General features: G+C 70.6%; 21 protein-coding genes. 10 read left to right on the top strand and 11 right to left on the bottom strand.

Annotated elements, in window-relative coordinates:
• Positions 1-2: 2 nt before the first annotated feature.
• The gene (gene tal / locus ACFOLC_RS06400) at positions 3-968 is read right to left on the bottom strand and encodes a transaldolase (RefSeq protein WP_386758389.1); all 966 of its coding nucleotides are present in this window, start codon (positions 966-968) and stop codon (positions 3-5) included.
• Positions 969-1082: 114 nt separating this feature from the next.
• On the opposite strand from tal, the gene ACFOLC_RS06395 reads away from it, so the two are divergent.
• The 3 genes from ACFOLC_RS06395 to ACFOLC_RS06385 are packed head-to-tail and all read left to right on the top strand — an operon-like array spanning position 1083 to position 5172.
• Positions 1083-1832 (top strand): NYN domain-containing protein, encoded by a 750-nt coding sequence (locus ACFOLC_RS06395; RefSeq protein ID WP_386758388.1) that lies wholly within the window; start codon positions 1083-1085, stop codon positions 1830-1832.
• 57 nt (positions 1833-1889) lie between these two features.
• Positions 1890-2633 (top strand): protein-L-isoaspartate(D-aspartate) O-methyltransferase, encoded by a 744-nt coding sequence (locus ACFOLC_RS06390; RefSeq protein WP_386758387.1) that lies wholly within the window; start codon positions 1890-1892, stop codon positions 2631-2633.
• Positions 2623-5172, top strand: a complete 2550-nt coding sequence (locus tag ACFOLC_RS06385; protein WP_386758386.1) for a hypothetical protein — start codon at positions 2623-2625, stop codon at positions 5170-5172. The genes ACFOLC_RS06390 and ACFOLC_RS06385 overlap by 11 nt, the downstream gene beginning before the upstream one ends.
• Before the next feature lie 26 nt (positions 5173-5198).
• Here ACFOLC_RS06385 and ACFOLC_RS06380 read toward each other — a convergent pair whose 3' ends face one another.
• Positions 5199-7397, bottom strand: coding sequence for a primosomal protein N' (locus tag ACFOLC_RS06380; RefSeq protein ID WP_386758385.1), 2199 nt, complete (start codon positions 7395-7397; stop codon positions 5199-5201).
• A gap of 443 nt (positions 7398-7840) precedes the next feature.
• Between ACFOLC_RS06380 and ACFOLC_RS06375 the strand changes: the two genes are divergently transcribed.
• Positions 7841-8884 carry a hypothetical protein gene (locus ACFOLC_RS06375; protein ID WP_386758384.1) on the top strand — a complete coding sequence of 348 codons (1044 nt, stop codon included), beginning with the start codon at positions 7841-7843 and terminating at the stop codon, positions 8882-8884.
• A complete protein-coding gene (locus ACFOLC_RS06370; RefSeq protein WP_386758383.1) occupies positions 8871-9518 on the top strand; it encodes a DUF3106 domain-containing protein in 648 nt (215 codons plus the stop codon). Before ACFOLC_RS06375 ends, ACFOLC_RS06370 begins: the two co-directional genes overlap by 14 nt.
• 53 nt (positions 9519-9571) lie before the next feature.
• Here ACFOLC_RS06370 and ACFOLC_RS06365 read toward each other — a convergent pair whose 3' ends face one another.
• Both ACFOLC_RS06365 and ACFOLC_RS06360 read right to left on the bottom strand, forming a co-directional pair.
• The gene (locus tag ACFOLC_RS06365) at positions 9572-9904 is read right to left on the bottom strand and encodes a DUF4286 family protein (protein ID WP_386758382.1); all 333 of its coding nucleotides are present in this window, start codon (positions 9902-9904) and stop codon (positions 9572-9574) included.
• On the bottom strand, positions 9901-11388 hold the full coding sequence (locus ACFOLC_RS06360) for a DUF3667 domain-containing protein (RefSeq protein WP_386758381.1): 1488 nt from the start codon (positions 11386-11388) through the stop codon (positions 9901-9903). The genes ACFOLC_RS06365 and ACFOLC_RS06360 overlap by 4 nt, the downstream gene beginning before the upstream one ends.
• A gap of 189 nt (positions 11389-11577) precedes the next feature.
• Here ACFOLC_RS06360 and ACFOLC_RS06355 point away from each other — a divergent pair, with 189 nt between their 5' ends.
• Both ACFOLC_RS06355 and sppA read left to right on the top strand, forming a co-directional pair.
• Complete coding sequence (locus tag ACFOLC_RS06355; protein ID WP_386758380.1) at positions 11578-12957, top strand: MATE family efflux transporter; 1380 nt, start codon at positions 11578-11580, stop codon at positions 12955-12957.
• A 154-nt stretch (positions 12958-13111) separates the two neighbouring features.
• Entirely contained in the window at positions 13112-14995 is a 1884-nt protein-coding gene (gene sppA / locus ACFOLC_RS06350) for a signal peptide peptidase SppA (RefSeq protein ID WP_386758379.1), read from the top strand.
• A gap of 194 nt (positions 14996-15189) precedes the next feature.
• On the opposite strand, the gene ACFOLC_RS06345 is transcribed toward sppA, so the two are convergent.
• Positions 15190-15408, bottom strand: coding sequence for a hypothetical protein (locus ACFOLC_RS06345; RefSeq protein WP_386758378.1), 219 nt, complete (start codon positions 15406-15408; stop codon positions 15190-15192).
• Positions 15409-15491: 83 nt separating this feature from the next.
• On the opposite strand from ACFOLC_RS06345, the gene ACFOLC_RS06340 reads away from it, so the two are divergent.
• Positions 15492-16268, top strand: coding sequence for an SDR family oxidoreductase (locus tag ACFOLC_RS06340; protein ID WP_386758377.1), 777 nt, complete (start codon positions 15492-15494; stop codon positions 16266-16268).
• A gap of 66 nt (positions 16269-16334) precedes the next feature.
• Here the strand turns inward: ACFOLC_RS06340 and ACFOLC_RS06335 are convergent, their stop codons facing one another.
• The 4 genes from ACFOLC_RS06335 to ACFOLC_RS06320 form a co-directional block, all read right to left on the bottom strand.
• Positions 16335-17039: a DUF4124 domain-containing protein gene (locus tag ACFOLC_RS06335; protein ID WP_386758376.1), complete on the bottom strand. Its 705-nt coding sequence runs from the start codon at positions 17037-17039 to the stop codon at positions 16335-16337.
• Between the two features lie 97 nt (positions 17040-17136).
• Entirely contained in the window at positions 17137-17748 is a 612-nt protein-coding gene (locus ACFOLC_RS06330) for a DUF1579 domain-containing protein (RefSeq protein WP_386758375.1), read from the bottom strand.
• Between the two features lie 99 nt (positions 17749-17847).
• Positions 17848-18417, bottom strand: a complete 570-nt coding sequence (locus ACFOLC_RS06325) for a Sua5/YciO/YrdC/YwlC family protein (RefSeq protein ID WP_386758374.1) — start codon at positions 18415-18417, stop codon at positions 17848-17850.
• 79 nt (positions 18418-18496) lie between these two features.
• On the bottom strand, positions 18497-19672 hold the full coding sequence (locus ACFOLC_RS06320) for a lytic polysaccharide monooxygenase auxiliary activity family 9 protein (protein WP_386758373.1): 1176 nt from the start codon (positions 19670-19672) through the stop codon (positions 18497-18499).
• Positions 19673-19896: 224 nt separating this feature from the next.
• On the opposite strand from ACFOLC_RS06320, the gene ACFOLC_RS06315 reads away from it, so the two are divergent.
• Together ACFOLC_RS06315 and ACFOLC_RS06310 are read left to right on the top strand one after the other, a co-directional pair.
• Positions 19897-20496: a TetR/AcrR family transcriptional regulator gene (locus ACFOLC_RS06315; RefSeq protein WP_386758372.1), complete on the top strand. Its 600-nt coding sequence runs from the start codon at positions 19897-19899 to the stop codon at positions 20494-20496.
• 117 nt (positions 20497-20613) lie between these two features.
• The gene (locus tag ACFOLC_RS06310; protein WP_386758371.1) at positions 20614-21648 is read left to right on the top strand and encodes an NADP-dependent oxidoreductase; all 1035 of its coding nucleotides are present in this window, start codon (positions 20614-20616) and stop codon (positions 21646-21648) included.
• Between the two features lie 134 nt (positions 21649-21782).
• Here ACFOLC_RS06310 and ACFOLC_RS06305 read toward each other — a convergent pair whose 3' ends face one another.
• Positions 21783-24263, bottom strand: coding sequence for a DNA topoisomerase I (locus ACFOLC_RS06305; RefSeq protein ID WP_386758370.1), 2481 nt, complete (start codon positions 24261-24263; stop codon positions 21783-21785).
• Positions 24264-24479: 216 nt separating this feature from the next.
• A complete protein-coding gene (locus ACFOLC_RS06300) occupies positions 24480-24968 on the bottom strand; it encodes a DUF494 family protein (RefSeq protein WP_386758369.1) in 489 nt (162 codons plus the stop codon).
• Between the last annotated feature and the right edge of the window lie 18 nt (positions 24969-24986).

Below are 24986 nucleotides of genomic sequence, written 5' to 3'. Positions count from 1 at the left end.
CCTCAGCCCTGCAAGCGCTGCGCCAACAACGCCTCGAGCTTGCGCTGGTCGGCGGCGAAGCGGCGGATGCCGTCGGCAAGCTTGTCGGTCGCCATCGCGTCCTCGTTGTGCTGCCAGCGGAACGCGCTCTCGCTGAGCACGGGCGGCGCGGCGCTGCGGGCGCCGTCATCGACCAGTGCGCGCGGCACGTCACCGTCGGCCTGCGCCAGTGCGTCGAGCAGGTCCGGCGAGATCGTCAGGCGGTCGCAGCCGGCCAGTGCCAGCACCTGACTGGTGTTGCGGAAGCTCGCGCCCATCACCACGGTGGTGAAGCCGTGGCGCTTGTAGTGCTGCCAGATGCGCGTGACCGACTGCACGCCGGGGTCGTCCTGCGGCGTGGCCGGGGCGGCCGCGCCGTTGGCCAGGTGCCAGTCGAGGATGCGGCCGACGAAGGGCGAGATCAGGAACACGCCGGCCTCGGCGCAGGCCACCGCCTGCGCGAACGAGAACAGCAGCGTGAGGTTGCAGTGGATGCCCTCGCGCTCGAGCTGTTCGGCGGCGCGGATGCCTTCCCAGGACGAGGCGATCTTGATCAGCAGACGCTCGCGGCCGATGCCGAGTTGCTCGTACAGCGCGACCAGCTTGCGCGCCTGCGTGAGCGTGGCGGCGGTGTCGAAGCTCAGCCGCGCATCGACCTCGGTCGAGACCCGTCCCGGGACCAGCTTGAGGATCTGCGCGCCGACGGTCACGGCGAGGACATCGCAGGCGTCGGCCACGCGCGCGTCCAGGTCGGTGCCGCGCGCCTGTGCGATCGCGCTGTCGATCAACGGCGCGTAGGCGGGCAGGCTGGTGGCCTTGAGCAGCAGCGACGGGTTGGTGGTGGCGTCGAGCGGGTGGAAGCGGGCGATGGCGTCGATGTCGCCGGTGTCGGCGACTACCGACGACAGGGCGCGGAGATGTTCGAGCTGGCTGGTCATTGTCTGGCTCATCTGTGTCTTCGGGCATTCTGCGCGATTGCCGCGGCCGCGTCATGCACGCGGCTGCCACCGCCTTGCGCTACGCTCGGCGTGGCAGGTCCGAGCGGGCCTGATGAGGACCGCACCATGGCCGAGGCCGAGAAACGCATTGCCCTGCTGATCGACGCCGACAACGCGCCGGCGGCGAAGATCGACGTGATCCTGGCCGAGGTCGCCCGCCACGGCGCGGCCAACGTGCGCCGCGCCTACGGCAACTGGAAGAGCCCGCACCTCAAGGGCTGGGAGGCGACGCTGCACGAGTACGCGATCCGCCCGATCCAGCAGTTCGCCTACTCCAGCGGCAAGAACGCCTCCGACATGGCGATGGTGATCGACGCGATGGACCTGCTGTACGCGCGCAACCTCGACGGCTTCGCGATCGTCTCCAGTGATGCCGACTTCACCCCGCTGGTGATGCGGCTGCTGACCGAGGGCGTCAAGGTGTACGGCTTTGGCGAGAAGAAGACGCCGCTGCCGTTCGTCAACGCCTGCTCCAAGTTCACCTACCTCGAAGCCCTGGGCCAGCCGACCAGCACCGAACCCAGCGCCGCGACCAAGCCTAAAAATGCCAAGGAACTGCGCGGCGACACGCGCCTGGTGCAGATGCTGCGCAGCGCGGTCGAGTCGGCCAGTGGCGACGACGGCTGGGCGCACCTGGGCGCGGTCGGCCACCAGATCAGCAACCAGGCCTCGTTCGATTCGCGCAACTACGGCTACCGCAAGCTCAGCGATCTGATCGAGGCGACCGAGCTGTTCGAGGTCAAGCGCGACAACCAGATCGTGTGGATCCGCTACAAGCCCAAGGCCAACCCGAAGAAAGCGGCGAAGACCGCCTGACGCGCAGCCGCTGCACGTTGCCAAGGCGCTAACGCGCGGCGGCCTAGACTCGCCGCCATGCGGGGCGCAGCCGCCATCGCCGGAGTCACGCGCAACGCCGTGCTGGCGGCGCTGCTGTCATGTGCCGTGCCGGTGGCCGCGCAGGTGGCCGATCCCTACGCCGCGGCGCGGCGTGCGCTGCTGGTCGAGTTGCAATCGCAGGCGCGTGCCGATACCGACACGCCGGCGCATATCGATCGCGAGGTGCTGGACGTGCTCGGCCGCGTACCGCGCCACGCCTACGTGCCGGCCGCGCAGCGGCGTTACGCCTATGACAACCGGCCGCTGGCGATCGGCTACGGGCAGACCATCTCGCAGCCGTACATCGTCGCGTTGATGACGTCGCTGGCGCGACCGCGGGCCGGTCAGAAGATCCTCGAGGTCGGCACCGGCTCGGGCTACCAGGCGGCGGTGCTGGCCGAGTTCGGTGCGCAGGTGCACACGATCGAGATCGTCGCGCCGCTCGCCACGCAGGCCGCGCAGCGGCTGCGCCCGTATCGCAACATCGCAACGCGCAGCGCCGATGGCTATTACGGCTGGAAGGAGCAGGCGCCGTTCGACGCGATCGTGGTGACCGCGGCCGCGTCGTCGATCCCGCCGCCGCTGGTCGCCCAGCTCAAGCCGGGTGGGCGCATGGTGATCCCGGTCGGCAGCAGCTTCTTCACCCAGACCCTGTTGCTGGTCGAGAAGCAGGCGGACGGTCGCATGCGCACGCGGCAGATCCTGCCGGTGCGCTTCGTGCCGTTGACCGGTGCGCATTGACGGGCAAGCGCGTGCGCTCGCCAACGCCTCTGCCGATGGCCAGGGCGGCGGTCGCCCTGATCGGCTTGCGCTCGCCATTGCATTGATCTCGGCCGCGGCGCTGGCCTACCAGCTGCTGCTGATGCGCTGGCTGGCGATCGCGCACTGGTATCCGTTCGCGGTGGTGATCATCAGCCTGGCCCTGCTCGGCCACGGCGGCAGCGGTACCTGGCTGAGCCTGTGGTTGCGTGTGTGCACGCCGGAGCGCTTGCGGGCCGATTTCGAGTCGATGTTCGCGCGCTGCGCGTGGGGGTTCGCCATGAGCGCGGTGCTGGTGCTGTGGCTGGCGCGCGCGATCCCGTTCAACGGGCTCGAACTGGTCTGGAACCCGCGCCAGCTGCTGTGGCTGAGCGCGCTGTACCTGGTCCTGGCGGTGCCGTTCTTCTTCGCCGCGAGTTGCTTCGGCTTGGCCTTTGCCCGGCACGGTGAGCGCATCCCGCGGCTGTACGCCGCCGACCTGCTCGGTGCCGGCGTCGGCGCGCTGGCGGCGCTGGCGATGGCGTACCTGCCGGTCGAGCGCGGCTTGCTGCTGGCGGCCTTGTGCGGGCCGGTCGCGGCGATGCTGGTGGCGCCGCAACGCCGGCTGGTCGCGCTCGCGTTGCTGATCACGCTGGCGCTGCTGCCCGGTCACGCGTTGGCGCCACGGGTCAACGAGTTCAAGAGCCTGAGCAAGGCCTTGCTGCTGCCCGGGGCGCGCGTCATCGACGAGCGTCGCGGTCCTTACGGCTGGTTGGCCGTGCTGGAGAGCCCGCGCGTGCCACTGCGTCACGCCCCCGGCCTGAGCCTGGGCAGCAGCGAGGAGCTGCCGGCGCAGCTGGGGCTGTACACCGACGGCGAAGGGCCGTCGGTGATCACGCGCCACACCGGGCGCGCGCCGCAGGCGTGGTTGGGTCGCATGACCTCGGCCTTGCCGTACCGGATGCGGGCGCGTGGGTCGGTGCTGGTGCTCGGTGCCGGCGGCGGCCTGGAGGTACTGCAGGCGCTGGCGCTGGGCGCACGCACGGTGGACGCGGTCGAGCTCGACCCGCAGCGGCTGCGGCTGGTGCGCGACGATTACGCCGACTACAGCGGCCAGCTCTACCGCGACCGGCGCGTGCGCGTGCATGCCGCCGAGCCGCGCGCGTTCGCCCGCGCCAGCCGTGCGCGTTACGACCTGATCGTGCTGGTCGCCGGCGATTCCTTCGCCGGCAGCGGTGCCGGCGTGCAGGCCGCGGCCGAGCAGTACGCACTCACGGTCGAGGCGCTGCGCGACTATCTGGCGCGACTGGCTCCCGGCGGCACGCTGGCGATCACGCGCTGGAGCAAACAGCCGCCGCGTGACGAGTTGAAACTCGCCGCCACCGCGATCGCGGCCCTGCGTGGCGAGGGCATGGCGCCGGGCGCGCGGCTGGTCGCCGTGCGCAACTGGGATGCCAGCACCTGGCTGGTGCAGCACGATCGCTTCGCCGCGCCGGAGTTGGCGGCCATGCGCGCCTTCGCCGACGCGCAGGGGTTCGATCCTGTGTTCGCGCCGGGCCTGCGTTCCGACCAGGCCAACCGCTTCCACGTGCCGGAACGCCCGACCCTGTACGCGGGCGTGCAGGCGTTGCTGTCATCGCGCGCACGCGACTACCTGCGCGACTACCGCTTCGCGGTCGCACCGGCCCGTGACGACCGGCCCTACTTCGGCGACTTCTTCCGCTGGCGCAGCCTGCCGGCGCTGTGGCGCTTGCGCGAGCAGGGCAGCGCGGTGCTGCTTGATTCCGGTTACCTGCTGCTGGTCGCCGCGCTGGTGCAGGCACTGCCATTGGCACTGTTGCTGGTGTTGCTGCCGTTGCGGGTGCTGCCGCGGGCGTCGTCGGCCGCGGCGATGAAGTTCGCGCGTGCGCGCGCCGGGCTGTACTTCCTCGCGCTCGGCCTGGGCTTCATGCTGGTCGAGATCGCCACGCTGTCGCGGCTGACCTTGCTGGTCGGTCATCCATTGCTGGCGGCGAGCGTGGGCCTGGCCGGCTTCCTGATCTGCGCCGGCCTCGGCAGCGCGCACGCGCAGCGGCTCCTGGCCACGTCGCAGGCATCGACCGATGCCGCGATCGTGCGCCGCATCCGTTGGGCGGTGCACGCGATCGCGTTGGGTTTGTTGTGGCAGGTCGTCGTGTTCGTCGTCGTGCACGCCTACGGCGCGGCGTGGCCGGTGTGGCTGCGGGCCGCGTGCGGGCTGGCCGGCATTGCCCCGCTCGCGTTCGCGATGGGGCAGCCGTTCCCGCTCGGCCTGGCGCGGCTCGCGCGCAATGCACCGGCGTTCGTGCCGTGGGCCTGGGGGCTCAACGGCTGCGCCTCGGTGGTCGCGGCAATCGCGGCATTGCTGCTGGCGATGGCGATCGGCCTGCGTGCGGCCTTGCTGGTGGCGTTGGCGCTGTACGCGTTTGCGGCGTGGGTGTGGCCGCCCGCGGTCGGCCCGAAGTGCGACAGGAAGGATGCCGCGCGCGCGGCTGATACGGGTGAACGACGGCACCTTTGTTAATGGTCGGGCGCGACAACTCCTGGTCGTTAGTACAGATCGACCGGGTCGACGTCGAGCGACCAACGCACCCGGCGTGCTTCCGGCAGCGCGTAGATCGCCGGCAGGGCGGCGTCGAGCGCGGCGTGCAGCGCGCGTCGCTCCGGCGACGACACCAGCAGCTGCGCGCGCTGGTAGCCGGCGCGGCGCGGCATCGGTGCCGGCAGCGGGCCGTTGAGTTCGAGTCCGGCATCGGCGTCACGCAACGCGGCACGCGCGGCCTGCAGGAAGGCGTTGCAGGCGTCGCTGTGCTTGGCCTCGGCGCGCAGCAGGGCGAGGTGGGTAAACGGCGGGAAGGCCGCTTCCTCGCGCTGGGCCAGTTCGGCTTGCGCGAATGCGGCGTAACCACCGGCGAGCAGCGTCGCCAGCAGCGGGTGGTCGGGATGGTGGGTCTGCAGCACGACCTCGCCGGGTTTGTCGGCGCGGCCGGCGCGGCCGGCGACCTGGATCAGCAGCTGGGCGAGTTTCTCCGGGGCGCGGAAGTCGGCGGAGAACAGGCCTTCGTCGATGCCGACCACCGCGACCAGGGTGAGGTTGGGCAGGTCGTGGCCCTTGGCCAGCATCTGCGTGCCGACCAGGATGCCGCGCGCGGTGCCGAACCGCGCCAGGTGCTGTTCGAGGGCATCGCGGCGCTGGGTGGTGCCGCGGTCGATGCGCAGCACCGGCACCTCGGGGAATTTCGCCGCCAGTGCTTCCTCGATGCGTTCGGTGCCGGCGCCCTGCGACTGCAATGCCAGGCCGCCGCAGTCCGGACAGGCATCCGGCGCCGGCCGACGTGCGCCGCAGTGGTGGCACTGCAGGCGGCGGCCGCCGGCGTGCACCGTCATCGGTGCGTCGCAGCGCTGGCATTGCGCGCTCCAGCCGCAGTCGTGGCACAGCAGCACCGGCGCGTAACCGCGGCGGTTCTTGAACACCAGCACCTGGCCGTCGGCGGCCAGCGCCTGCTCGATCGCGGCGAGCAGTTCCGGCGACAGCCCGGCCTCGAGCGGGCGCTTGCGCACATCGACCACGCGCACGCGCGGCGGCTGCGCGTTGCCGGCGCGCTCGCGCAGGCGCAGGTGCGCGTAGCGGCCGGCCTGGGCGTTGCGCAGCGATTCCAGCGACGGCGTCGCGCTGCCCAGCAGCACCGGCACGCCCAGCGCCTTGCCGCGCACCAGCAGGAAGTCGCGGGCGTGATAGCGGATGCCGTCGAGCTGCTTGAAGCTGCCGTCGTGCTCCTCGTCGATGACGATCAGGCCGGCATCGGGCAGCGGCAGGAACGCCGCCGAGCGAGTGCCGACCACCACCCGCGCCTCGCCGCGCGCGAACGCGGCCCAGGTGCGGGCGCGCTCGCCGTCCCCCAGTCCCGAGTGCAGTGCGTGCACCGGCACGCCCAGGCGCGCGCGGAAGCGGGCGAGGGTCTGCGGGGTCAGGCCGATCTCCGGCACCAGCACCAGCGCCTGCTTGCCGCGCGCCAGGCAGTCGGCGATCGCGTGCAGGTAGACCTCGGTCTTGCCGCTGCCGGTGACGCCGTCGAGCAGCAGCGCGGCGAAGCCGTCGCGTGCGGCCAGCACCGCGTCGACCGCAGCCTGCTGCTCGGCGTTGAGCACCGGCCCGGGCTGCGGCGTCGGCGCGCGCGGTACCGCCGGCACCGCGAGCCGTTCGGCCAGGCCGCGTTTGGCCAGTGCCTTGGCCGCGCTGCGCCAGCGGTCGAAGGTGTCGTCGAGGCTGTCCTCGTCGCAGGGCCCGGCCTGCAGGCGGTCGGCCAGGCGCCGCGGCTGGCCGGCGCGCAGGCGTTCGCGCGCGGTCTGACCGGCCTCGGTGAGCTGCCAGGCCCAGGCATGGGTGTCGGGCAGCGGCTCGCCGCGGCGCAGCGGCGCCGGCAGCGCGGTCGCCAGCACCTCGCCGAGCGGGGCGTGGGTATAGCGCGCCAGCCAGAGCAGCGAGTCGAGCAATTCGCCGTGCAGCAGCGGCTCCGGGTCGAGCCCGGCGAGGGCGGTCTTCAGTTCCGGGCTGTCCTGGCTGGCCGCGCCGACCTGCGCGATCACGCCGACCAGCTCGCGGTTGCCGAAGGGCACCCGCGCACGCGTGCCGACGTCGGCGGCCGTGGCAACGTGGCCGGCCGGCGGCCGGTAGTCGAACAGCCGCGGCAGCGGCAGCGGCAAGGCGACCCGCCAGACCGTCGGCGCGTGAACAGGGGCATCGGACATCGCCGCAGTCTAGCGAAGGTCGGGGCCGTTCCGGACCAGCGTGGCTTGCGGACCATTGCTCGCGGTTGCGTGACAAAAGTCACGCAAGTGGCCGAACGCAAAGAAGATTCGGCCTTATCCACACGCGCTGTGGATAAATCTGTGCATGGCGTGTCGGCAGATGGGCGCGATGGCGTTGCAACAAGCCCTGCAGCCAGGTTGGTGAAAAAAGTGCCAACGCTGATATTTTGTTTTATATCAATGCGTTAGCCGTGAAACATCGCTGTCATGCGGTCCCGTGCGTGCGAGTACGCGGTCCCGATGACGATTCGATTACTGCTGTGCACAACCGTTTTTTGCGTGCAGGCCGCGTCCCGCTTCGCGGAGCGCGCGTTGCCGGGTTGTCAAGCGGTTTTGTGCGAGGGCGGCCTCGCTATGATGCGGTGCATGGTGATGCTGTCTCGATGAGCGTTTCTTCCCGTTCCCCCTCCCCGGCCGCCGCCGCGCCGCCGGCGCTGTCGGCCTTCCTGCGCGGCGTCGAGCGTCGTGGTGCGGTGCTGGCTGAATTGCAGGCCGGCGATGCCGTTGCCGGCGATGCCGCCCTGGCCGAGGCCATGCGGCAGTTCCGCACCGAGGCCGAGACCGTGCCGATGGCGCAGTGGCCGGGGCGGTTCTGGGCCGGCCTGCTGGCGCAGCCGCAGCTGCGCCGTCGCACCGAGGTGGCCCTGCCCCTGGACGCGACCGACCGTCTCGGCGAACTCGGCAGCGGCCCGCGTGCGGCGCTGCTGCTGCGCCTGGCCGCGGGCCTGTCCGAGGACGAGGCCGCGACCGCGCTCGGCGTGGCCCAGCCGAGCTACCGGTTGGCGTTGCAGCGTGCCCTGCCACACCACGCCGACGGCCGCGCCGACCCGGTGGCCTGGCAGCGCCTGCGCGAGCAGGTCCACCGCCGCATCAAGACGCTGCCGCCGGACCGGCTGGTGCGCCTGAGCAACGCCCGCGAGGCGGCCCTGCACGGCGAGCCCCGGGGCGGGGCGGGCGCCACCACGACCCCGGCCGCCGGCCGGGCGCCGCGACCGCGCTGGCTGTTGCCGCTGCTGTGGGGCCTGTTGCTGCTGTGCGTGACGGCGCTGGCGGTTACGTTCTGGTGGCCGTCGCACTGGCCGCTGGGGCCGGTGCTGGAGCGCCTGCACGGCGGCGCCTCGGGCGCACGCCAGGTGAGTTCGGACCGGCTGCCCGCGGCCGAGGAGCCGGCGGCGCGCTACGGCCGCGAGACCGCGCTGATCGCCCACCGCGATTTTGCCCTGCTCGCCGACCCGCCGGGCGAGGCGGCGGCCGCTGACCTGGAATTCCACAGCTGGCTGGCCGCGCAACAGGCCGCCGGTGTCACCGCACCGGATGCCACGGCGCTGGCCGCGACTGCCGCGGTCGAACCCGCCGTACCGGCAGCCGCGCCCACCGAGGCGACCGGCAGCGAAACCGAAACGGAGACTGACGATGCGCCGCAGTGAGCGTCGGCGGACGGCAACCCTCGGCCTCGCGCTCGGGTGTGCCTTGGCGGTGCTCCCGGCGTACTCGGCGCCGCCGGCGGAGCTGCTGCAAAGCCTGGCCAGGCTGCCGCCGGCCGCGCATGCCGCGTTGCAGCGGCAACTGCTGCAGTGGAACGCATGGACACCGCAACAGCACGCGGCTTACGCGCAGCGCGCCGCGGCCTGGGACGCGCTGCCGCGCGCGGAGCGCGACACCCGCCGCGAGCGGTTCCTCGCCTGGCAGGCCCTGCCCGCTGCCGAGCGCGCGCGGGTGCAGGACGCCACTGCGTGGTACGCCGCGCTGCCCCCGCAGTTGCAACAGGCCTGGCGTGCGCAGTTCGACGCGCTCGACCGCAGCCAGCGGCGCGGTTGGCTGCTGGGCCCGGAGCTGGGCGCCGACTACGCGGTGCTGCAGCCGCTGCTGGCGCAGGTGCCGGCCGAACAGCACGCGCCGTTGCTGCAGGCGCTGCGTGCGATGACGCCGACACAACGCGCCGATCTGGGCGTGCTGGTGCAGCGCACCCCGCCGCAGCGCCGCGAGGCCCTGCGCAGCGGCCTGCTGGCGGCCTACCCGGGCCACCTCGGCGATTGGTTGTGGCAGCAGCTGCAGCAATGAGCGCGCCGCGTTGAGCCGCGTGGCGGCCGCTGCATGATCGTCGGGCCCGGTGCTCAGACCGTCTGCCGCGGCTGCAGCACACGACGACTGGCGCGGAAACGCTCGCCGAAACGGGCGACGCCCTCGGCGCGCATCCGCGGCGCGTGCTCGCGCAGGTAAGCATCGAGCGCGGCCGCATCGCTCAACGTGTACTGCACGCACAGCCGCTCGTGGCCGGGTTCGGCGGCCGGATCGAGCACATCGAACACCGTCGCGGCGACGAAGCCCGGCAACGCGCAGATCTCGCGCACGTGCGCATCGAGCCAGGCCAGATACTCGGCACGGATCACCGCGTCGAGGTCGAGGTTGACCTCGTAGATCACGCCGGCCGCCTCGGCCGCGCTCACATCCGCACCAGGCTGGCGATGGCGACGAACACCGCGGCGAAGCTCAGCAGCACGAAGTACAGGTTGCCGACGACGAAATAACGCAACAGCGTCAGCCACCAGCCATTGCCGTACACGCGCTTCTGCATCAGCAGCAGGTAGATCGGCATCGACAGCCACAGAAGCCCGATCAGCAGGCCGCTGATCCAGCCGAACGGCGGCCAGTGCGGAGTCCAGGCGTTGTCGAGGCCGAACAGGAAGAACATCGCCAGCAGCGCCACGCACAGGAAGGCGTGGCTGTAGAGCGCGACCACCAGGTGTTCGAGGTAGCCGCGCCCGGAGCCGAGGTAGGCCAGCTTGAGCAGCAGTGCGAACACCGGCACCAGCAGGAACAGCGCGCTGGGCACCGCGCCGAGCAGGGCGCGCACCCACAGCGAGGGATCGCGTTGGGCGCGGGCGATGTTCTCCTGGCCGTGGCCGACCTGTGAGTTGATCCAGCGGTTCACGAACGCCGGCGCCCATTTCAGCGTGAGGGGATTGGTGTCCGCGTCCCATTCGTCGCCGTTGAAGCTGAGGCCGCGGTCGCAGTCGGGATCGCCGTAGGCGACGAGGTCCTCGTTGACCTTGCGCTTGAGCTTGCCTTCGCTGGCGAGGGCGTAATCGAGCTGCAACTGCGCGGCGCGGCAGCCGGCGGCCTCGTTGCTGCGGCGGATGTCGCGCAGCTGCTTGTTGCGCGCGTCGGCGCTGGCCGCCGGCAGCGCGGCCAGCGCCAGCCGTTGCGCCTTCCCCCGTTCGTTGCGCAGGCGTTCGAGCTCGGCCAGGGTCGCGGCGGTTTCCACGGTGGCGGCCCCCTTCGCGCCGGGGGTCGCCTGACGGATCCCTTCGGTCCTGGCCGCGGCCACCTGGTCCTCGCTCAGCCCCTGCTCGGCGCGCAACACCTCGATGCGACGATCGGCCTGGCGGTGGGTGTCGGCGATGGCGGTGTCGATGCCCTTGCGCGCGACCGGCAGCAGCAGCACCGCGGTGCGGGCCTTGTCCAGGTCCTCCATTTCCTCTGCACGGATGCGCTCGACCTCGGCCACCGTGTCGGCCCGTGCGAAGCGCTTGCCGGCGTTGCCCTTGTCCTTGCGTTTGTCGTCCTTGCCCTCGGACGAGCTGGTGTTGCCGTAAGCCTCCGGAGTGGTATCGACGTGGATCACCGCCTGGGCGACGAAGAACGTCAGCACGCTCAGGATCACGAACAGGCGCAGCGGCGCGATGTAGCGCACGCGTTGCCCGGCCAGGTAATTGGCGGCGACGCGGCCGGGCGACAGCAGGTCGCGCAGGGTGCGGAAGATGCGACCGTCGAGGTGCCAGAACGACTCGAACACCTCCTCCAGTGCATGCCCGGTGTGGCGCAGCGGGCTGAGCGCCGACTGCCCGCAGGCGTAGCAGTAGTGGCCCTGCAGCGGCGCACCGCAGTTCTCGCAGTGGCTCGGTGTGGCGTGATCGGCCGATGTGCTCATGGTCGTGCAGCTTCTCCCCGAAGTGTGGCAACCAGCTGCAAACGCCGCTCGTGCGCGGTTCGCAACGCTGGAAACGCCAACACAACCCGTTCATGTTGGCCCGGTAAGATAGCCGGCCGCCGCGACCCGGCGCCAGCGCCCGACAATCGAAGCGGTCGCGCGGCCGCAGTCGCGCGTCTGGTTGTCCCGATGTCCCTGTCTGCTTCGTCCACGCCCGCCCGCACGGGCCTGACGGGCGAAATCCGCACCACCGCCATCCTCGCCGCGCCGCTGGTCGGCGGGCACGTGTCCACCGGCTTGATCGGTTTTGTCGACAACGTGCTGGCCGGCCACCACAGCACCACCACGCTGGCCTCGGTCACCATCGGCACCGCGCTGTGGTGGCTGCCGATGATGGTGCCGATCGGCACCCTGCTGTCGGTGCCGCCGTCGGTGTCGCAGCTCGACGGCGCCGGCCAGCGCGGCCAGATCGGCGCCTTGTTCCGGCAGGCGCTGTGGCTCGCGTTCGGGCTAGGGCTGGTGCTGTTCGCGTTCCTGACCTTCATGCCGCTGTTGCTTGGACCGATGGGGATCGCGCCGGCGATCATTCCCGGCGCGACCGAGTTCCTGCACGGCATCCGCTGGGGCGTGCTGGCACTGACGCTGTTCTTCTGCATGCGCTACCTCAGCGAGGGCCTGCACTGGACCTTGCCGACGCTGGTGCTCAGTGCCGGCGGCCTGCTGGTGCTGCTGCCGGTCGGCTATGTGCTGACCTTCGGCAAGCTGGGCCTGCCCGAGCTCGGCGCCGGCGGCCTCGGCATCGCCTCGGCGCTGATGCTGTGGCTGCAGGCGATCGGCTTCTTCGTGGTGCTGTGGCGCTCAAAGCGCTTCGCCGACCTCAAGCTGTTCGAGCGCTTCGACGCGCCGGAGTGGCCGATCATCCGCGGCCTGCTCGCCACCGGCCTGCCGATCGGCGTGACCGTGCTGATGGAGGGCGGGTTGTTCATCGCCACCGCGCTGCTGATCGGCCGCCTCGGCGAGGTGCCGGCGGCGGCGCACCAGATCGCGATCAACCTGTCGGCGCTGTGCTTCATGGTGCCGATGGGGCTGGCCGAGGCGACCACGGTGCGCGTCGGCCACGCGCTCGGCCGCGGCGACTTTCATGGCGTGCGCCGCGCGGCCTGGGCCGGCTACGCGATCGTGATCGGCACGCAGCTGTTCTCCGGCCTGGTGCTGCTGACCGGCAACGAGATGCTGGTGGGCTTCTACACCAGTGATGCCGCGGTGGCGACGCTGGCGGCGTCGTTGCTGCTGTACGCCGCGGCGTTCCAGTTTCCCGACGGCGTGCAGGTGCTGTCTGCCGGCGCGCTGCGCGGCCTCAAGGACACGCGCGTGCCGATGCTGCTGGCGGCGCTGGCGTACTGGGGCATCGGCATGCCGCTCGGCGCCGGCCTCGGGCTGGGCCTGGGCTGGGGACCGAAGGGCATGTGGATCGGCCTGATCGCCGGCCTGACCGTGGCCGCGGTGCTGCTGTGCAGCCGCTTCCTGCGCTCCAGTCACCCTGACCGGCTGATGCTGCGCGGGCCGTGACCACTGAACGCCGGCCGCCCCGTCGGCGTCACGTGCCCTTGAAATCCCCGTGTTACGAATGGCGGGTGAATCCGCCCCGGTCAGCGGGTAGGCTGCAGTGGTCATGCTGCCGCCGTCATCCAGGACGCCGCAGCAGCAATCAGGAGTCTGTGCAATGAACGACACCCCGCGTCGCGGCCCGATCGCCCGCTTCTTCGTCGGCATCTGGGACGCGATGAACTTCACCCGCCGGTTGATCCTCAACCTGCTGTTCTTCGCCCTGTTGCTGCTGTTCCTGATCGTGCTCGGCGCCGGCCCGCGCACCAAGCCGCTGCTCGATCGCACCACCCTGGTGATCGCGCCGGAGGGCACGCTGGTCGAGCAGTACAGCAGCGACCCGGCCACGCGCGCGCTGGGCAAGGCGTTCGGCGAGAAGGGCGGCGAAGTGCAGCAGCGCGACCTGCTGCGCGCACTGGACGCGGCCGGCGACGACAAGCGCATCGAGCGCGTGGTGCTGCGCCTGGGCAAGTTGCAGGGCGGCGGCATGGCTTCGCTGCGCGAGGTCGCCGACGCGATCGCGCGGCTCAAGGCGAGCGGCAAGCAGGTGGTCGCGTTCGCCGAGATGATGGACCAGAAGCAGTACCTGCTGGCCGCGCAGGCCAACGAGGTGTACCTCGACCCGATGGGTGGGATGCTGCTCGAAGGCCTCGGCCGTTACCGCAGCTATTACCGCGAAGGCCTGCAGGACAAGCTCGGCGTCGACGTGCACCTGTTCAAGGTCGGCGAGTACAAGTCGGCGGCCGAGCCGTACGTGCTCGACGCGGCCTCGCCCGAGTCCAAGGAGGCCGACCTGTTCTGGATGAACGACGTCTGGCAGCGCTACCTGACCGACATCGCCAAGGCGCGCAAGCTCGACGCCGCGCAGCTGGCGCAGGGCATCGAGCAGTTGCCGGCGCAGCTCAGCGCGGTGCAGGGCGACCTGGCCCAGCATGCGCTGCGGGCCAAGCTGGTCGACGGTCTGAAAACGCGCGAGCAGGTCGACGATCTGCTGATCGAGCGCGGTATCGCCGACCACGATGCCGACGGCGGTTTCCGCCAGGCCTCGCTCGACGAATACCTGCTGCAGCTCAACGGTGCGCTCACCGCGGTCGACACGCGGCCGCAGGTTGCCGTGGTCGTCGCCGAGGGCGAGATCAGCGGCGGCGAACAGCCGCCGGGCACGATCGGCGGCGAGTCGACCGCGGCGCTGCTGCGCGAGGCGCGCGACGACGACAAGGTCAAGGCGCTGGTGCTGCGCGTGGATTCGCCGGGCGGCGAGGTGTTCGCCTCCGAGCAGATCCGCCGCGAGATCGTCGCGCTGAAGAAGGCCGGCAAGCCGGTGGTGGTGTCGATGGGTGACCTGGCCGCTTCGGGCGGCTACTGGATCTCGATGGACGCCGACAAAATCTACGCCGACGCCTCGACCATCACCGGTTCGATCGGCATCTTCGGCCTGATCCCGACCATCCCGCGTGCGCTCGACAAGATCGGCGTGCACAGCGACGGCGTCGGCACCACCAGGTTTGCCGGTGCGTTCGACATCACCCGGCCGTTGCAGCCGGAGGTCGGCCAGGTGATCCAGTCGGTGATCGACAAGGGCTACCGCGACTTCACCGGCAAGGTGGCGCAGGCGCGCAACAAGCCGGTCGAGCAGGTCGACGCGATCGCACGCGGTCGCGTGTGGAGCGGTGCGCAAGCCAAGGAGCGCGGCCTGGTCGATGCGCTCGGCAACCTGCACGACGCCATCACCGACGTCGCCGCGCGCGCCAAGCTCGGCAAGGAAGATGCCTACCAGGTGCGCTACATCGAGAAGGCGGCGACGCCGTTCGAACGCTTCTTCACCGGTTTCGCGAGCAGCCGCCTCGGCGGCGCCTGGCTGCAACAATCCGACTTTGCCCGTGGCCTGCTGGCCAAGGCGATGCCGCAGGTCGCGGCCGACCTGCGCTTCCTCGAAAGCGCGGTGACACCGACCGCCGGCGTGCCGGTGAAGTCGTTGGCGTACTGCTTCTGCGAGTTGTAAGCGCAGGCCCGCAGTGACGATGCAACGCCCGGCTCCGGTCGGGCGTTCGTTAGGGCAACGCTGATCAAGTCCCCTTGCTCGTCATTCCCGCGGAGGCGGGAATCCAAGGACGTTGTTGTTCAAGGGCTAACGTCCATGGATCCCCGCCTTCGCGGGGATGACGGCACTTATTCAGCGTAGCCTTAGTCGTCAGGTTAGTGGCCGGTGGCGGCCTCGATCGCCTCGCGCTGTTGCTCAGCCGCCTTCACCGCCTCGTCCTGCGCCGCCTGGGCCTGCTCGATCGGCGCCTGGATCGCGTCGCGCAGCTGCGTCGCCTGTGGTTCGACCGGGCGCTCCTTGTCGGGAGCACGTGGCTTGGAGCAGCCGGCCAGCAGCGCCAGCACCGTCAGTGTGCACAGCAGCGTTCGCGTCATTGCGGCACCCTCGCTTGGTCCGGCGGCTATGCTAACCCGGCCGCCGCGCGCGGCCACGGCATTCCGAGACGGCGGAGAACGACATGGACCCGAAGCGTTGGCGGCTCGACGGACAACTCGCGCTGGTCACCGGCGGCAGCGCCGGCATCGGCCGCGCGATCGCGCGTGAGCTGCTCGGCTTCGGTGCCGACGTGCTGCTGGCCGCGCGCGATGCCGCGGCGCTGGAGTCGGCGCGGGCCGAGCTGCTGGAGGATTTCCCCGAGCGCGAGGTGCAGGGCTTCGTCGCCGACGTCGCCATCGACGAGCAGCGCCGCGAACTGCTCGACTGGGTCGAGGACTTCGGCGAGGGTCTGCACATCCTGGTCAACAACGCCGGCGGCAACGTCAGCAAGGCCACCACCGACTACAGCGACGACGAGTGGCGCGGCATCTTCGAGATCAACCTGTTCTCGGCGTTCGAGTTGTCGCGCTACGCGCACCCGCTGCTGACGCGGCATGCGGCGTCGAGCATCGTCAACGTCGGCAGCGTCTCCGGCATCACCCACGTGCGCACCGGCGCGCCCTACGGCATGAGCAAGGCGGCGATGCACCAGATGACCCGCAACCTCGCCGTGGAATGGGCCGAGGACGGCGTCCGCGTCAACGCGGTGGCGCCGTGGTACGTGCGCACGCGCCGCACCTCCGACAAGCTCGCCGACCCCGATTATCTCGACGAAGTGCTGCTGCGCACGCCGCTGGGCCGCATCGGCGAGCCGGAGGAGGTCGCCGCCGCGGTCGCGTTCCTGTGCCTGCCGGCGGCGGGCTACGTCAGCGGCGAGTGCATCGCGGTCGACGGCGGTTTCCTGCGCTACGGGTTCTGATCGCCCCGGCCAGGCCCGCCGCGCGCGGGTGTATCGCGGGCACGATCCGGTCATGCCCAGGCGGCATCAATAGCCTGCGCAATCGTTGGCCAGGCGCGCGTCGAGGATGCGCTGCTCGTCGTCGATGCGGTGGCGCTCGCTTTGCAGGGCGCTGTTGTAGCGGCGGCCGAGTTCGTAACGACGGTCGCGCAGGCGCTCGCAGACGTCCTGCTGCGGCAGCGGGTAACACGCGTCGCGCACCCAGGTGCCCGCCGGCAAGGCCGCCACCGGCGGTCCCGGTCGCGGTGGTCGCGCGTACCCGGGCTCGCCCAGGCGCACGCTGCCGCGCACGTCGCCGCCGCCAAAGTCGAGGCGGCCGCTGACGCCGCCGTGCGGGTACGGCGCCATCGGATACGCCGGATAGCCCAGCGTCCACAGCGGCACCCAGCGCGGATTGCCCGCGTCGGTATCGCTGAGGTAGTGCTCGCCGTCGGGCGTGACGCAGTCGTACATCGGCCGCGGCGGTGTCACCACCACGTAACGCGGCGCTGGCGGTGCGGCCGTCACGGCCGGGGCGGCGGGTTTGACGACCGCGGCCGGGCGCGGCGGCGGGTCTTTCGGCCGCTGCATCTCGCGCGCCTGCTGGGTCTCGCCCTTGGCGCACGGGGTGTCGCGCAGGGTCAGGCGGCCGTGTTGATCGGTGCAGCGATAGATGGTGATCTCGGCGGCACAAGTAATCGTCGCCGCGAACAGCAGCGCGAGTGGCAGCCAGCGGGGCAGGCGCGACCTCATCCGCGCAGTGTGCGCCGCAGCGCCCAGCGCCGCCACACCACCGCGCCCGCGTGGCGTGGCCGGCGTCGATGCCGGTCACGTCGATCCGGCGCCGCGGTCACTTCTGCCGCGTGTAATCCAGCTGCATCACCTTGGCCTCCTTGCCGTCACGGGTCTCGTACATCTCGAAGGTGTGGTGGTCGTCATCGACGATGCGCAGCACGTCGCGGATCGGCACCTTGGCGCCGCCCTGGGCGGCGTCGGCCATTTCGCCCTTGAAGGTGTAGGTCTTGCGGGCGGAGTCGTAATCGCCGTGCGCAACGAACAGGCCGGTCGAGCCGCTGTCCATCCAGCTGCTGTAGTACTTGCCAGTGACGTTGTCGTAGCCGGTGTAGCCGACGCCCTCGAACGGCTTGCCCATCCATTCGCCGCGGTAGTCCTGGCGCAGGTGGCGGCCACCGAACACGGCGGTGGTGGTGGCGCTGCCGGTCTGCACCATCGGCGGCGACTTCGGGTCCATCCACATCTGCTGCTTGACGCTCCAGGTGCCGGCCATCGCGGCCAGTTGCTGGTGCTGCGCGCCGGGGGACGACGCCTTTTCCCACGCCTCCATCATCGCCTGCTGCCCGGCGGTCATCCTGGGCGGCTCGGCGGCCTTGGGCTCCTTCGCGGCCAGCGGCAACGCGACCAGCAGCGCCAGCGCGCACAACCAAACCTGCACGGTCTTCATGGCGGTCTCCTCGGTGGCATCGGCGTTGCCGATCAACGCCGGCGCCCGGACGCTACGACCGCGGCCGTTAAGCCGGCGTGGGCCCGGGCGGGGCCGCCATCAGCCGCGCAGCTGTGCCCCGCTGCGGGCGTCGCGGATGGTGCTGGGTGCGGTGCGGCCGCCGGTTTCGCCCAGGCACACGCCGTCGATGCGGGCGAGCAACTGCGGATCGAGCGCTGCGCGCGCATAGGCCGGCGGCTCGCCGCCGAGGTTGGCGCTGGTCGACACCAGCACCGCGCCGAACGCCGCGCACAGCGCGACCACGGTCGGGTGGTCGCTGACGCGCACCGCGACGCCGTCGTGGTCGCCGGTGATCCAGCGCGGCACGCGCGGCGTGACCGGGACGATCCAGGTGTGCGGCCCGGGCCAGCTGGCAAGCACGGCATCGCGGCGTTCGCCTGGCAGCGCGGCCCAATCGAGCAGGCCGTCGAATTGCGCCAGCGCGCCGGCAATCAGGATCATGCCCTTGGCGACCGGGCGTTGCTTGATCGCCAGCAGGCGCATCACCGCGACCTCGTCGAACGGGTCGCAGCCCAGGCCCCACACGGCCTCGGTGGGGTAGGCGATGACCGCGCCGCGGCGCAGGGCGGCGGCGCTGTCGGCGATGGAGAGAGACGGCTGGGACGGCATGCGGGCGGAGTCGGCGGAGCGCGCACCCAGTCTCGCATGCCGACGCGCGGGTCCGGCCTGAGCCGGACCCGCGCGGTGGTCAGAACGGCACCCAGGCGTCGCGCCAGGCGTAGCCCGTGCCAGGGCGGTAGGCGTCGTGGTTGATGTTGCACCAGGCGCCTTCCGGGAACGGCTTGCAGCCGTAGAGCTTGCCGTCGCTGCCCTTGACCACGGTCTGGCCCGGCACGTAGCTGCCGATGCCTTGCGGGTAGACGTGGTCGTAATCGCCGTCCGGCGGCGGCGGGGTGGTGTCGGGCAGGCGGATGTCGATCTGGTGGCGACGGCCGCTGCCGCTGAGGTAGACGCGGTTGCCGCTGGCCGAAGCGATCGGGGTGATCACGCCGTTGCTCAGCACGCCGATGCGCGCGTACTGCGCGGTCGCGTTGACCTGCTGCGCCACGTGCAGCGGCCAGGCGCTGATCGAGGTCTGCCCGACCTGCAGCACGGTGTCGATGCGCTCGGCATCGCTGCCGTTGGCGTTGAACACGCGCACGCTGACGGTGCTGCCCGCGGGCAGGTCGTTCTGCGCGGTCAATGCGCCGGCGTCGAGCCACGTCGGCGGTGGTGGTGGAGTGGTGCCGCCGGCGAACTGCACGTCCGTGCAGGTGTAGAACGCCTCCTGCGAGTCCGCGCGCTGCCAGGTGTTGTAGATCACGTGGCGGCCGCTGCGTTGCGGCAGCGGGCAGTTGAGGCGGTAGGTGCCGTCGGCGCCCAGCGGGGTGTTGCCGAGCGTGCAGAACGGCTCCAGGTCGGACCAGCGCAGCGGGCCGTTCGGGTCCCAGCCCGGGCGGGTGATGTAGAAGGTCCAGTCGCGCGTGGCGTGCGGCGCGGTGCCCTTGAACTGGAACTCGTAGCGGCCGTTGGCGTCAGGCGCGATCGGCGTGGCCTGCCAGTCGCTGCGCATCAGGTCGAGGCCGCGGAAGGTCGGGTTGTTGCCGCTGCACAGCTTGCCGTCCGGGACCACCGCCTGGTGGTTACCGTTGGCGGCGGCCTGGTTGATGCTCATCCAGTCGTACAGCAGCTGCGGGCCGGCCACCGCGACCGCGGCGGCGCAGGCCGGGTCGGTCGGATTCTCGCGGTTGCCCTGGGCGCAGGTGTAGACGCGGCTCTGCGGCTTGACCATGGAGCCGTGCGCGTGCACGGCCGCGGCCGGCAAGGCACTGGCGAGCAGGACGGTGGCGATGGCGGGCCATCGCAGGTGCGGTGCTGGTTTCATCTCGGTCTCCGATCGGTGTGTGGCTGTCGGATCCCCCCGGCAGGCGAGAATAGACAACGTTGTCATCGCGAGACATCGAGAAGGTCACGAAATTGCACGCCAGCCGCTGTGAGTCAGTCACGGTTGGCCGGGCAATGAGGGGCGACAGGCCGGTGGCAGGGCAGTCGACGGGCAGGCGAGAGAACACTAGACGACCGGTCTAATTGCCGCTAGGGTGCAGCGCCATGAACGCGCCTCCCGCTACCGACGTCCGCCAGCACATCCTCGACGTGGCCCAGCCGCTGTTGCTGCGCAAGGGCTTCACCGCGGTCGGCCTGGCCGAAATCCTGGCGACGGCGCGGGTGCCGAAGGGCTCGTTCTATCACTACTTCGGTTCCAAGGAGGCCTTCGGCGAAGCAGTGCTCGAAGCGTACTTCGCCGACCATCTGGCGCGGATGGACGCGCTGTTGACGCTGCCGGGGCCGGCCGCGCAGCGACTGATCGGCTACTTCCACGATTGGCTCGACTCGCAGGCCGGCGATGGTGCGCGCAGCCGTTGCCTTGCGGTCAAGCTCGGCGCGGAGGTCTGCGATCTGTCGGAGAGCATGCGCGCGGTGCTGGAGCGCGGCACCCGCAGCGTGGTCGAGCGCCTGGCGCGCTGCATCGAGGCGGGCAAGGCGGATGGCTCGCTGCCGGCCGCGCTGGACGCGCACGCCGTCGCGCTCACGCTCTACCAGAGCTGGCTCGGCGCCAGCCTGCTGGCCAAGATCGCGCGCGAGCGGGCACCGCTGGACACGGCCATGGCCGGCACGCGGCAGGGGCTGGGTCTGGCGCAAGACGTCTGAGGCGGGAGACGGACCACTCTCGTTTTTGCAGTCGTTTTGCAGTCGTTTTCAAGGCGACCGGTCTATTCGTGATCGCTCGACGAACCATCGCAGGCGTCCCACCCACAGGAGCAACCCATGCCGCAAAACGACACCGTCAATCGCCGCATCGTCCTCGCCGCGCGCCCGCGCGGCCTGCCGACGCCGCAGGACTTCCGCCTCGAGGAGGCCGCCGTCCCGTCGCCGGAGGCGGGCCAGGTGCTGCTGCGCACGCTGTATCTCTCGCTCGATCCCTACATGCGCGGACTGATGAACGAAATCGGGCCGACCTACGCCCCCTCGGTGGAGCTGGGTGGGCCGATGGCCGGCGGCACGGTCAGTCGCGTCGTGGCCTCCAGGCATCCGCAATTCCGCGTGGGCGACCTGGTGCTCGGCAGTGCCGGCTGGCAGGACTTTGCCCTGTCCGACGGCAAGGACCTGGCCCCACTGGGCGAGATGGCGCAGCCGTCGCTGGCGCTGGGCGCCCTGGGCATGCCCGCGTTCACGGCCTATGTCGGCCTGCTCGACATCGGCCGGCCCAAGCCGGGCGAAACCGTGGTCGTGGCGGCCGCAACCGGTGCGGTCGGCGCGGTGGTCGGGCAGATCGCCAAGCTCAAGGGCGCGCGCGTGGTCGGCATCGCCGGTGGCGCCGACAAGTGCCGCCATGCGGTCGCGGAGCTCGGCTTCGATGCCTGCCTTGACCGACACGACCCGCAGTTGCCGCAACGGCTTGCCGCCGCCTGTCCGGACGGCATCGACGTGTATTTCGAGAACGTGGGCGGTGCTGTCTTCGATGCGGTACTGCCGCTGCTCAACATCGGTGCGCGCGTGCCGGTGTGCGGGGTGATCGCGCATTACAACGACGACACGCCGCCGCCGGGTCCGAACCGGCTGCCGCTGCTCATGGGCGACGCCGTACAGAAACGCCTGCTCGTGCAGGGATTCATCGTCCTCGACCACTACGCCGACCGCTTCGACGCCTTCCGCCGCGACATGAGCCAGTGGATCGCGCAGGGCCGGGTGAAGCCGCGCGAGGACGTGGTCGACGGGCTGGAAAACGCACCGGAGGCGTTCATCGGGCTGCTTGAGGGGCGCAACTTCGGCAAGCTCGTGGTGCGCGTCGCGGCGGCTTGAAGCCACCGAGGCGGGCAATGGCGTGGGCGCGGGAGGGCGTCCACGTCCTGCTGCGTGTTTGATCCGGGGTGCGCAGGCGCGACAGCACCGCAGAGGCAGTGGCGGCCGTGCGCATGCCGGCCACCACGTCGCAACTAGCCGCTGACCTTCTTCGCCACCTTCTTGGTGGCGGTCTTCTTCACGGCTTTCTTGGCCGCTTGTTTCGCCGGCGCCTTCTTGGTCGCGGCCTTCTTGGCGGGCGTCTTCTTCGCCACGGCCTTCTTCGCCACCTTGGCGGCCGGCTCCTTCTTCGCCGCGACCTTCTTGCCGAAGCGGCCGCGCATCGGCTTGCCGGTTTCGGTCAGCAGCTGGGTCACTTCCTCCAGCGTCAGCGAGGCCGGTTCGCGGTCCTTGGGGATGCGGCCGTTGAGCTTGCCGTCGCTGATGTACGGGCCGAAGCGGCCGTTGAGCACCTGGATGTCGCTGCCGTCGAACTGCTTGATGATGCGGTTGCGGGCGATCTCTTCCTTCTCTTCGATCAGGAACACCGCGCGCGCCAGCTCGATCGTGTACGGGTCGTCCTCCTTCTTCAGCGAGGCGTACACGCTGCCGCGCTTGGCGAACGGGCCGAAGCGGCCGATGCCGACGCTGACCTCGGCGCCCTCGCTCTCGCCGAGCTTGCGCGGCAGCTTGAACAGCTCCAGCGCGTCGGCCAGGGTGATCGTGTGCATGCTCTGGCCGGGGCGCAGCGAGGCGAACTGCGGCTTCTCTTCTTCGGTCTCGGCGGTGCTGCCGATGGCGGCGTATGGCCCGTAGCGGCCCAGGCGCACGCTGACCGGCTTGCCGGTCTTGGGGTCGGTGCCGAGTTCGCGCGCGCCGGTGGCTTCGCTGCGGTCGACCGATTCGGTCTTGTCCTCGACCAGTTCCTTGAACGGGCCCCAGAACTTCTCCATCAGCGGGATCCACTCCTCCTCGCCGCGCGACACCGCATCGAGCTCGTCCTCGAGCTTGGCGGTGAAGTCGTAGTCGACGTACTGGGTGAAGTGGCTGGACAGGAACTTGGACACCGCGCGGCCGACGTCGGACGGCCGGAAGCTGCGGCCTTCCATCTCGACGTACTTGCGGAACAACAGCGTCTGGATGATCGAGGCGTAGGTCGAGGGGCGGCCGATGCCGTATTCCTCCAGCGCCTTGACCAGCGCCGCTTCGGTGAAGCGCGGCGGCGGCTGGGTGAAATGCTGGTCGGCGTGGATGCGGTCGAGCGGCACGCGGTCGCCGGTCTTCATCGCCGGCAGCTTGCGGCCCTCGTCCTCGTCCTCGGCGGCCTTGGTGTCCTTGCCTTCCTCGTACACGGCCAGGAAACCCGGGTCGATCACGGTGGTGCCGGAGGCGCGGAAGCTGTGCTCGCTGCCGGCGGCCAGGTCGACGGACACGGTGTTGAGCGTGGCCGGCACCATCTGCGAGGCCACCGCGCGCTTCCAGATCAGCTCGTACAGGCGGCGCTCGTCGTCGCTGAGGAAGCGCGACACCTGCGTCGGCGTGCGCAGCGCCGAGGTCGGGCGCACCGCCTCGTGCGCTTCCTGCGCGTTCTTGGACTTGTTCTGGTAGGTGTTGGGCTTGTCCGGCAGCGCGCGCGTGCCGTAGTCGCGCGCGATCACGTCGCGCATCTCCGAGATCGCGTCCACCGACAGCGTCACCGAGTCGGTACGCATGTAGGTGATCAGGCCGACCGTGCCTTCATCGCCGATCGCCACGCCTTCGTACAGCTTCTGCGCGACCTGCATGGTCTTGCGCGTGGTGAAGCCGAGCTTGCGCGAGGCCTCCTGCTGCAGCGTGGACGTGGTGAACGGCGCGGCCGGACGGCGCTTGCGCTCCTTGCTGGCGACGTCGGTGACGTGCAGCGCGCCAGCGGCGGCCTTGACGATGCGCTGACGCGCGGCCTCGGCGGTGTCGCCGTCGGTGACGGTGAACTGCTCGAACTTCTTGCCGTCGAGCTTGTTGAGCTTGGCGGTGAAGGCCTGGGTCGGGTGCGCGCACTCGGCCTCGATCGACCAGTACTCGCGGGCGACGAAGGCTTCGATCTCCTCCTCGCGCTCGACGATCATGCGCAGCGCCGGCGACTGCACGCGGCCGGCGGACAGGCCGCGCTGGACCTTGCGCCACAGCACCGGCGACAGGTTGAAGCCGACCAGGTAGTCGAGCGCGCGGCGCGCCTGCTGGGCGTCGACCAGGTCGCTGGCGATGTCGCGCGGGTGGGTCATCGCTTCCTTGATCGCGCGCGGCGTGATCTCGGTGAACACCACGCGCTGCAGGGTGCGGTCCTGAAGCAGGCCGCGCTCGCGCAGGATCTCGGCGATGTGCCAGCTGATCGCCTCGCCCTCGCGGTCCGGGTCGGTCGCCAGGTAGAGGTGGTCGGCGGCCTTGGCGGCCTTGGCGATCGCCTCGACGTGCTTCTCGTTCTTCTCGATCAGGTCGTAGCGCATGGCGAAGCCGCGCTCGGGGTCGACCGCGCCCTCCTTGGGTACCAGATCGCGGACATGGCCGTAGGAGGCCAGGACGGTGAAGTCCTTGCCGAGGTACTTGTTGATCGTCTTGGCCTTGGCGGGCGATTCGACGATGAGGAGGTTCTTGGCCATGGGGGCTCCGCAGGACCGGTGCCGGCGCTGCTGGCGGTAAAGAGGCGACGCCCGCAGCATGCGGCCGCGGGCGTGGAGGGGGATTCCTTATTCTATTGAGGCCATGCGACGGCTAGGGCTGTCAAGCGCAAGGCGCCGGAAACGTTACCGGCTCGGCAGGCTGCGTTGCCGGCGCCTGTTCAGCCGCCAGGGCAGCGGCGCTGGCGGGCCAGGCGGTCAGTGCACCGGTTCCGGCTCGTCCTCGAACATCTGCGTTTCCATCCAGGCGTAGGCGGCCTCGGAGCCGGGCTGGTTGAACAGCACCATCAGCACCACCCACTTGAGGTCGTCCAGGTCGAGCTCGTCCTGGTCCAGCGCCATCGCCCGGTCCAGCACCAGCTCGCGCTGGCCGGCGTCGAGGATGCGGTGCTGCTCCAGGAACATCAGGAAGCCGCGGCATTCGACGTCGAGTTTGTCGAGTTCGGGGCCGAAGTAGACCCGGGTCGGGCCGTCGGCGCGCACGACGCTGGCGCCGGGCCGTTGCTGGGCCAGCGCGTCGAGCCATTCGAAGGCCTTGTTGATCTCGGCGGGGCTGAAGCCGGCCTGGCCGAGTTCGTCGAACAGGGGGCCGCTGCGGAGCGAATCGCGGTCGCGGACCAGGTCCGCATCGTCGGTGAAGTAGTGCTCGAACAGGTACAGCAGGACGTCCAGGATGCTCTCTTTCATTTCCCTCGGCCTGCGCCG

The organism is Lysobacter cavernae (assembly GCF_042648505.1).
Lineage (GTDB): Bacteria > Pseudomonadota > Gammaproteobacteria > Xanthomonadales > Xanthomonadaceae > Lysobacter_L > Lysobacter_L cavernae.
This window is presented reverse-complemented; position numbering and strand designations above follow the sequence as displayed.

Excerpts from the sequence above, each read along its gene's own strand:
- tal (WP_386758389.1), bottom strand. The coding sequence starts at position 968 with ATGAGCCAGACAATGACCAGCCAGCTCGAACATCTCCGCGCCCTGTCG.
- ACFOLC_RS06395 (WP_386758388.1), top strand. The coding sequence starts at position 1,083 with ATGGCCGAGGCCGAGAAACGCATTGCCCTGCTGATCGACGCCGACAAC.
- ACFOLC_RS06390 (WP_386758387.1), top strand. The coding sequence starts at position 1,890 with ATGCGGGGCGCAGCCGCCATCGCCGGAGTCACGCGCAACGCCGTGCTG.
- ACFOLC_RS06380 (WP_386758385.1), bottom strand. The coding sequence starts at position 7,397 with ATGTCCGATGCCCCTGTTCACGCGCCGACGGTCTGGCGGGTCGCCTTG.
- ACFOLC_RS06375 (WP_386758384.1), top strand. The coding sequence starts at position 7,841 with ATGAGCGTTTCTTCCCGTTCCCCCTCCCCGGCCGCCGCCGCGCCGCCG.
- ACFOLC_RS06370 (WP_386758383.1), top strand. The coding sequence starts at position 8,871 with ATGCGCCGCAGTGAGCGTCGGCGGACGGCAACCCTCGGCCTCGCGCTC.
- ACFOLC_RS06360 (WP_386758381.1), bottom strand. The coding sequence starts at position 11,388 with ATGAGCACATCGGCCGATCACGCCACACCGAGCCACTGCGAGAACTGC.
- ACFOLC_RS06355 (WP_386758380.1), top strand. The coding sequence starts at position 11,578 with ATGTCCCTGTCTGCTTCGTCCACGCCCGCCCGCACGGGCCTGACGGGC.
- sppA (WP_386758379.1), top strand. The coding sequence starts at position 13,112 with ATGAACGACACCCCGCGTCGCGGCCCGATCGCCCGCTTCTTCGTCGGC.
- ACFOLC_RS06345 (WP_386758378.1), bottom strand. The coding sequence starts at position 15,408 with ATGACGCGAACGCTGCTGTGCACACTGACGGTGCTGGCGCTGCTGGCC.
- ACFOLC_RS06340 (WP_386758377.1), top strand. The coding sequence starts at position 15,492 with ATGGACCCGAAGCGTTGGCGGCTCGACGGACAACTCGCGCTGGTCACC.
- ACFOLC_RS06335 (WP_386758376.1), bottom strand. The coding sequence starts at position 17,039 with ATGAGGTCGCGCCTGCCCCGCTGGCTGCCACTCGCGCTGCTGTTCGCG.
- ACFOLC_RS06330 (WP_386758375.1), bottom strand. The coding sequence starts at position 17,748 with ATGAAGACCGTGCAGGTTTGGTTGTGCGCGCTGGCGCTGCTGGTCGCG.
- ACFOLC_RS06325 (WP_386758374.1), bottom strand. The coding sequence starts at position 18,417 with ATGCCGTCCCAGCCGTCTCTCTCCATCGCCGACAGCGCCGCCGCCCTG.
- ACFOLC_RS06320 (WP_386758373.1), bottom strand. The coding sequence starts at position 19,672 with ATGAAACCAGCACCGCACCTGCGATGGCCCGCCATCGCCACCGTCCTG.
- ACFOLC_RS06315 (WP_386758372.1), top strand. The coding sequence starts at position 19,897 with ATGAACGCGCCTCCCGCTACCGACGTCCGCCAGCACATCCTCGACGTG.
- ACFOLC_RS06310 (WP_386758371.1), top strand. The coding sequence starts at position 20,614 with ATGCCGCAAAACGACACCGTCAATCGCCGCATCGTCCTCGCCGCGCGC.
- ACFOLC_RS06305 (WP_386758370.1), bottom strand. The coding sequence starts at position 24,263 with ATGGCCAAGAACCTCCTCATCGTCGAATCGCCCGCCAAGGCCAAGACG.
- ACFOLC_RS06300 (WP_386758369.1), bottom strand. The coding sequence starts at position 24,968 with ATGAAAGAGAGCATCCTGGACGTCCTGCTGTACCTGTTCGAGCACTAC.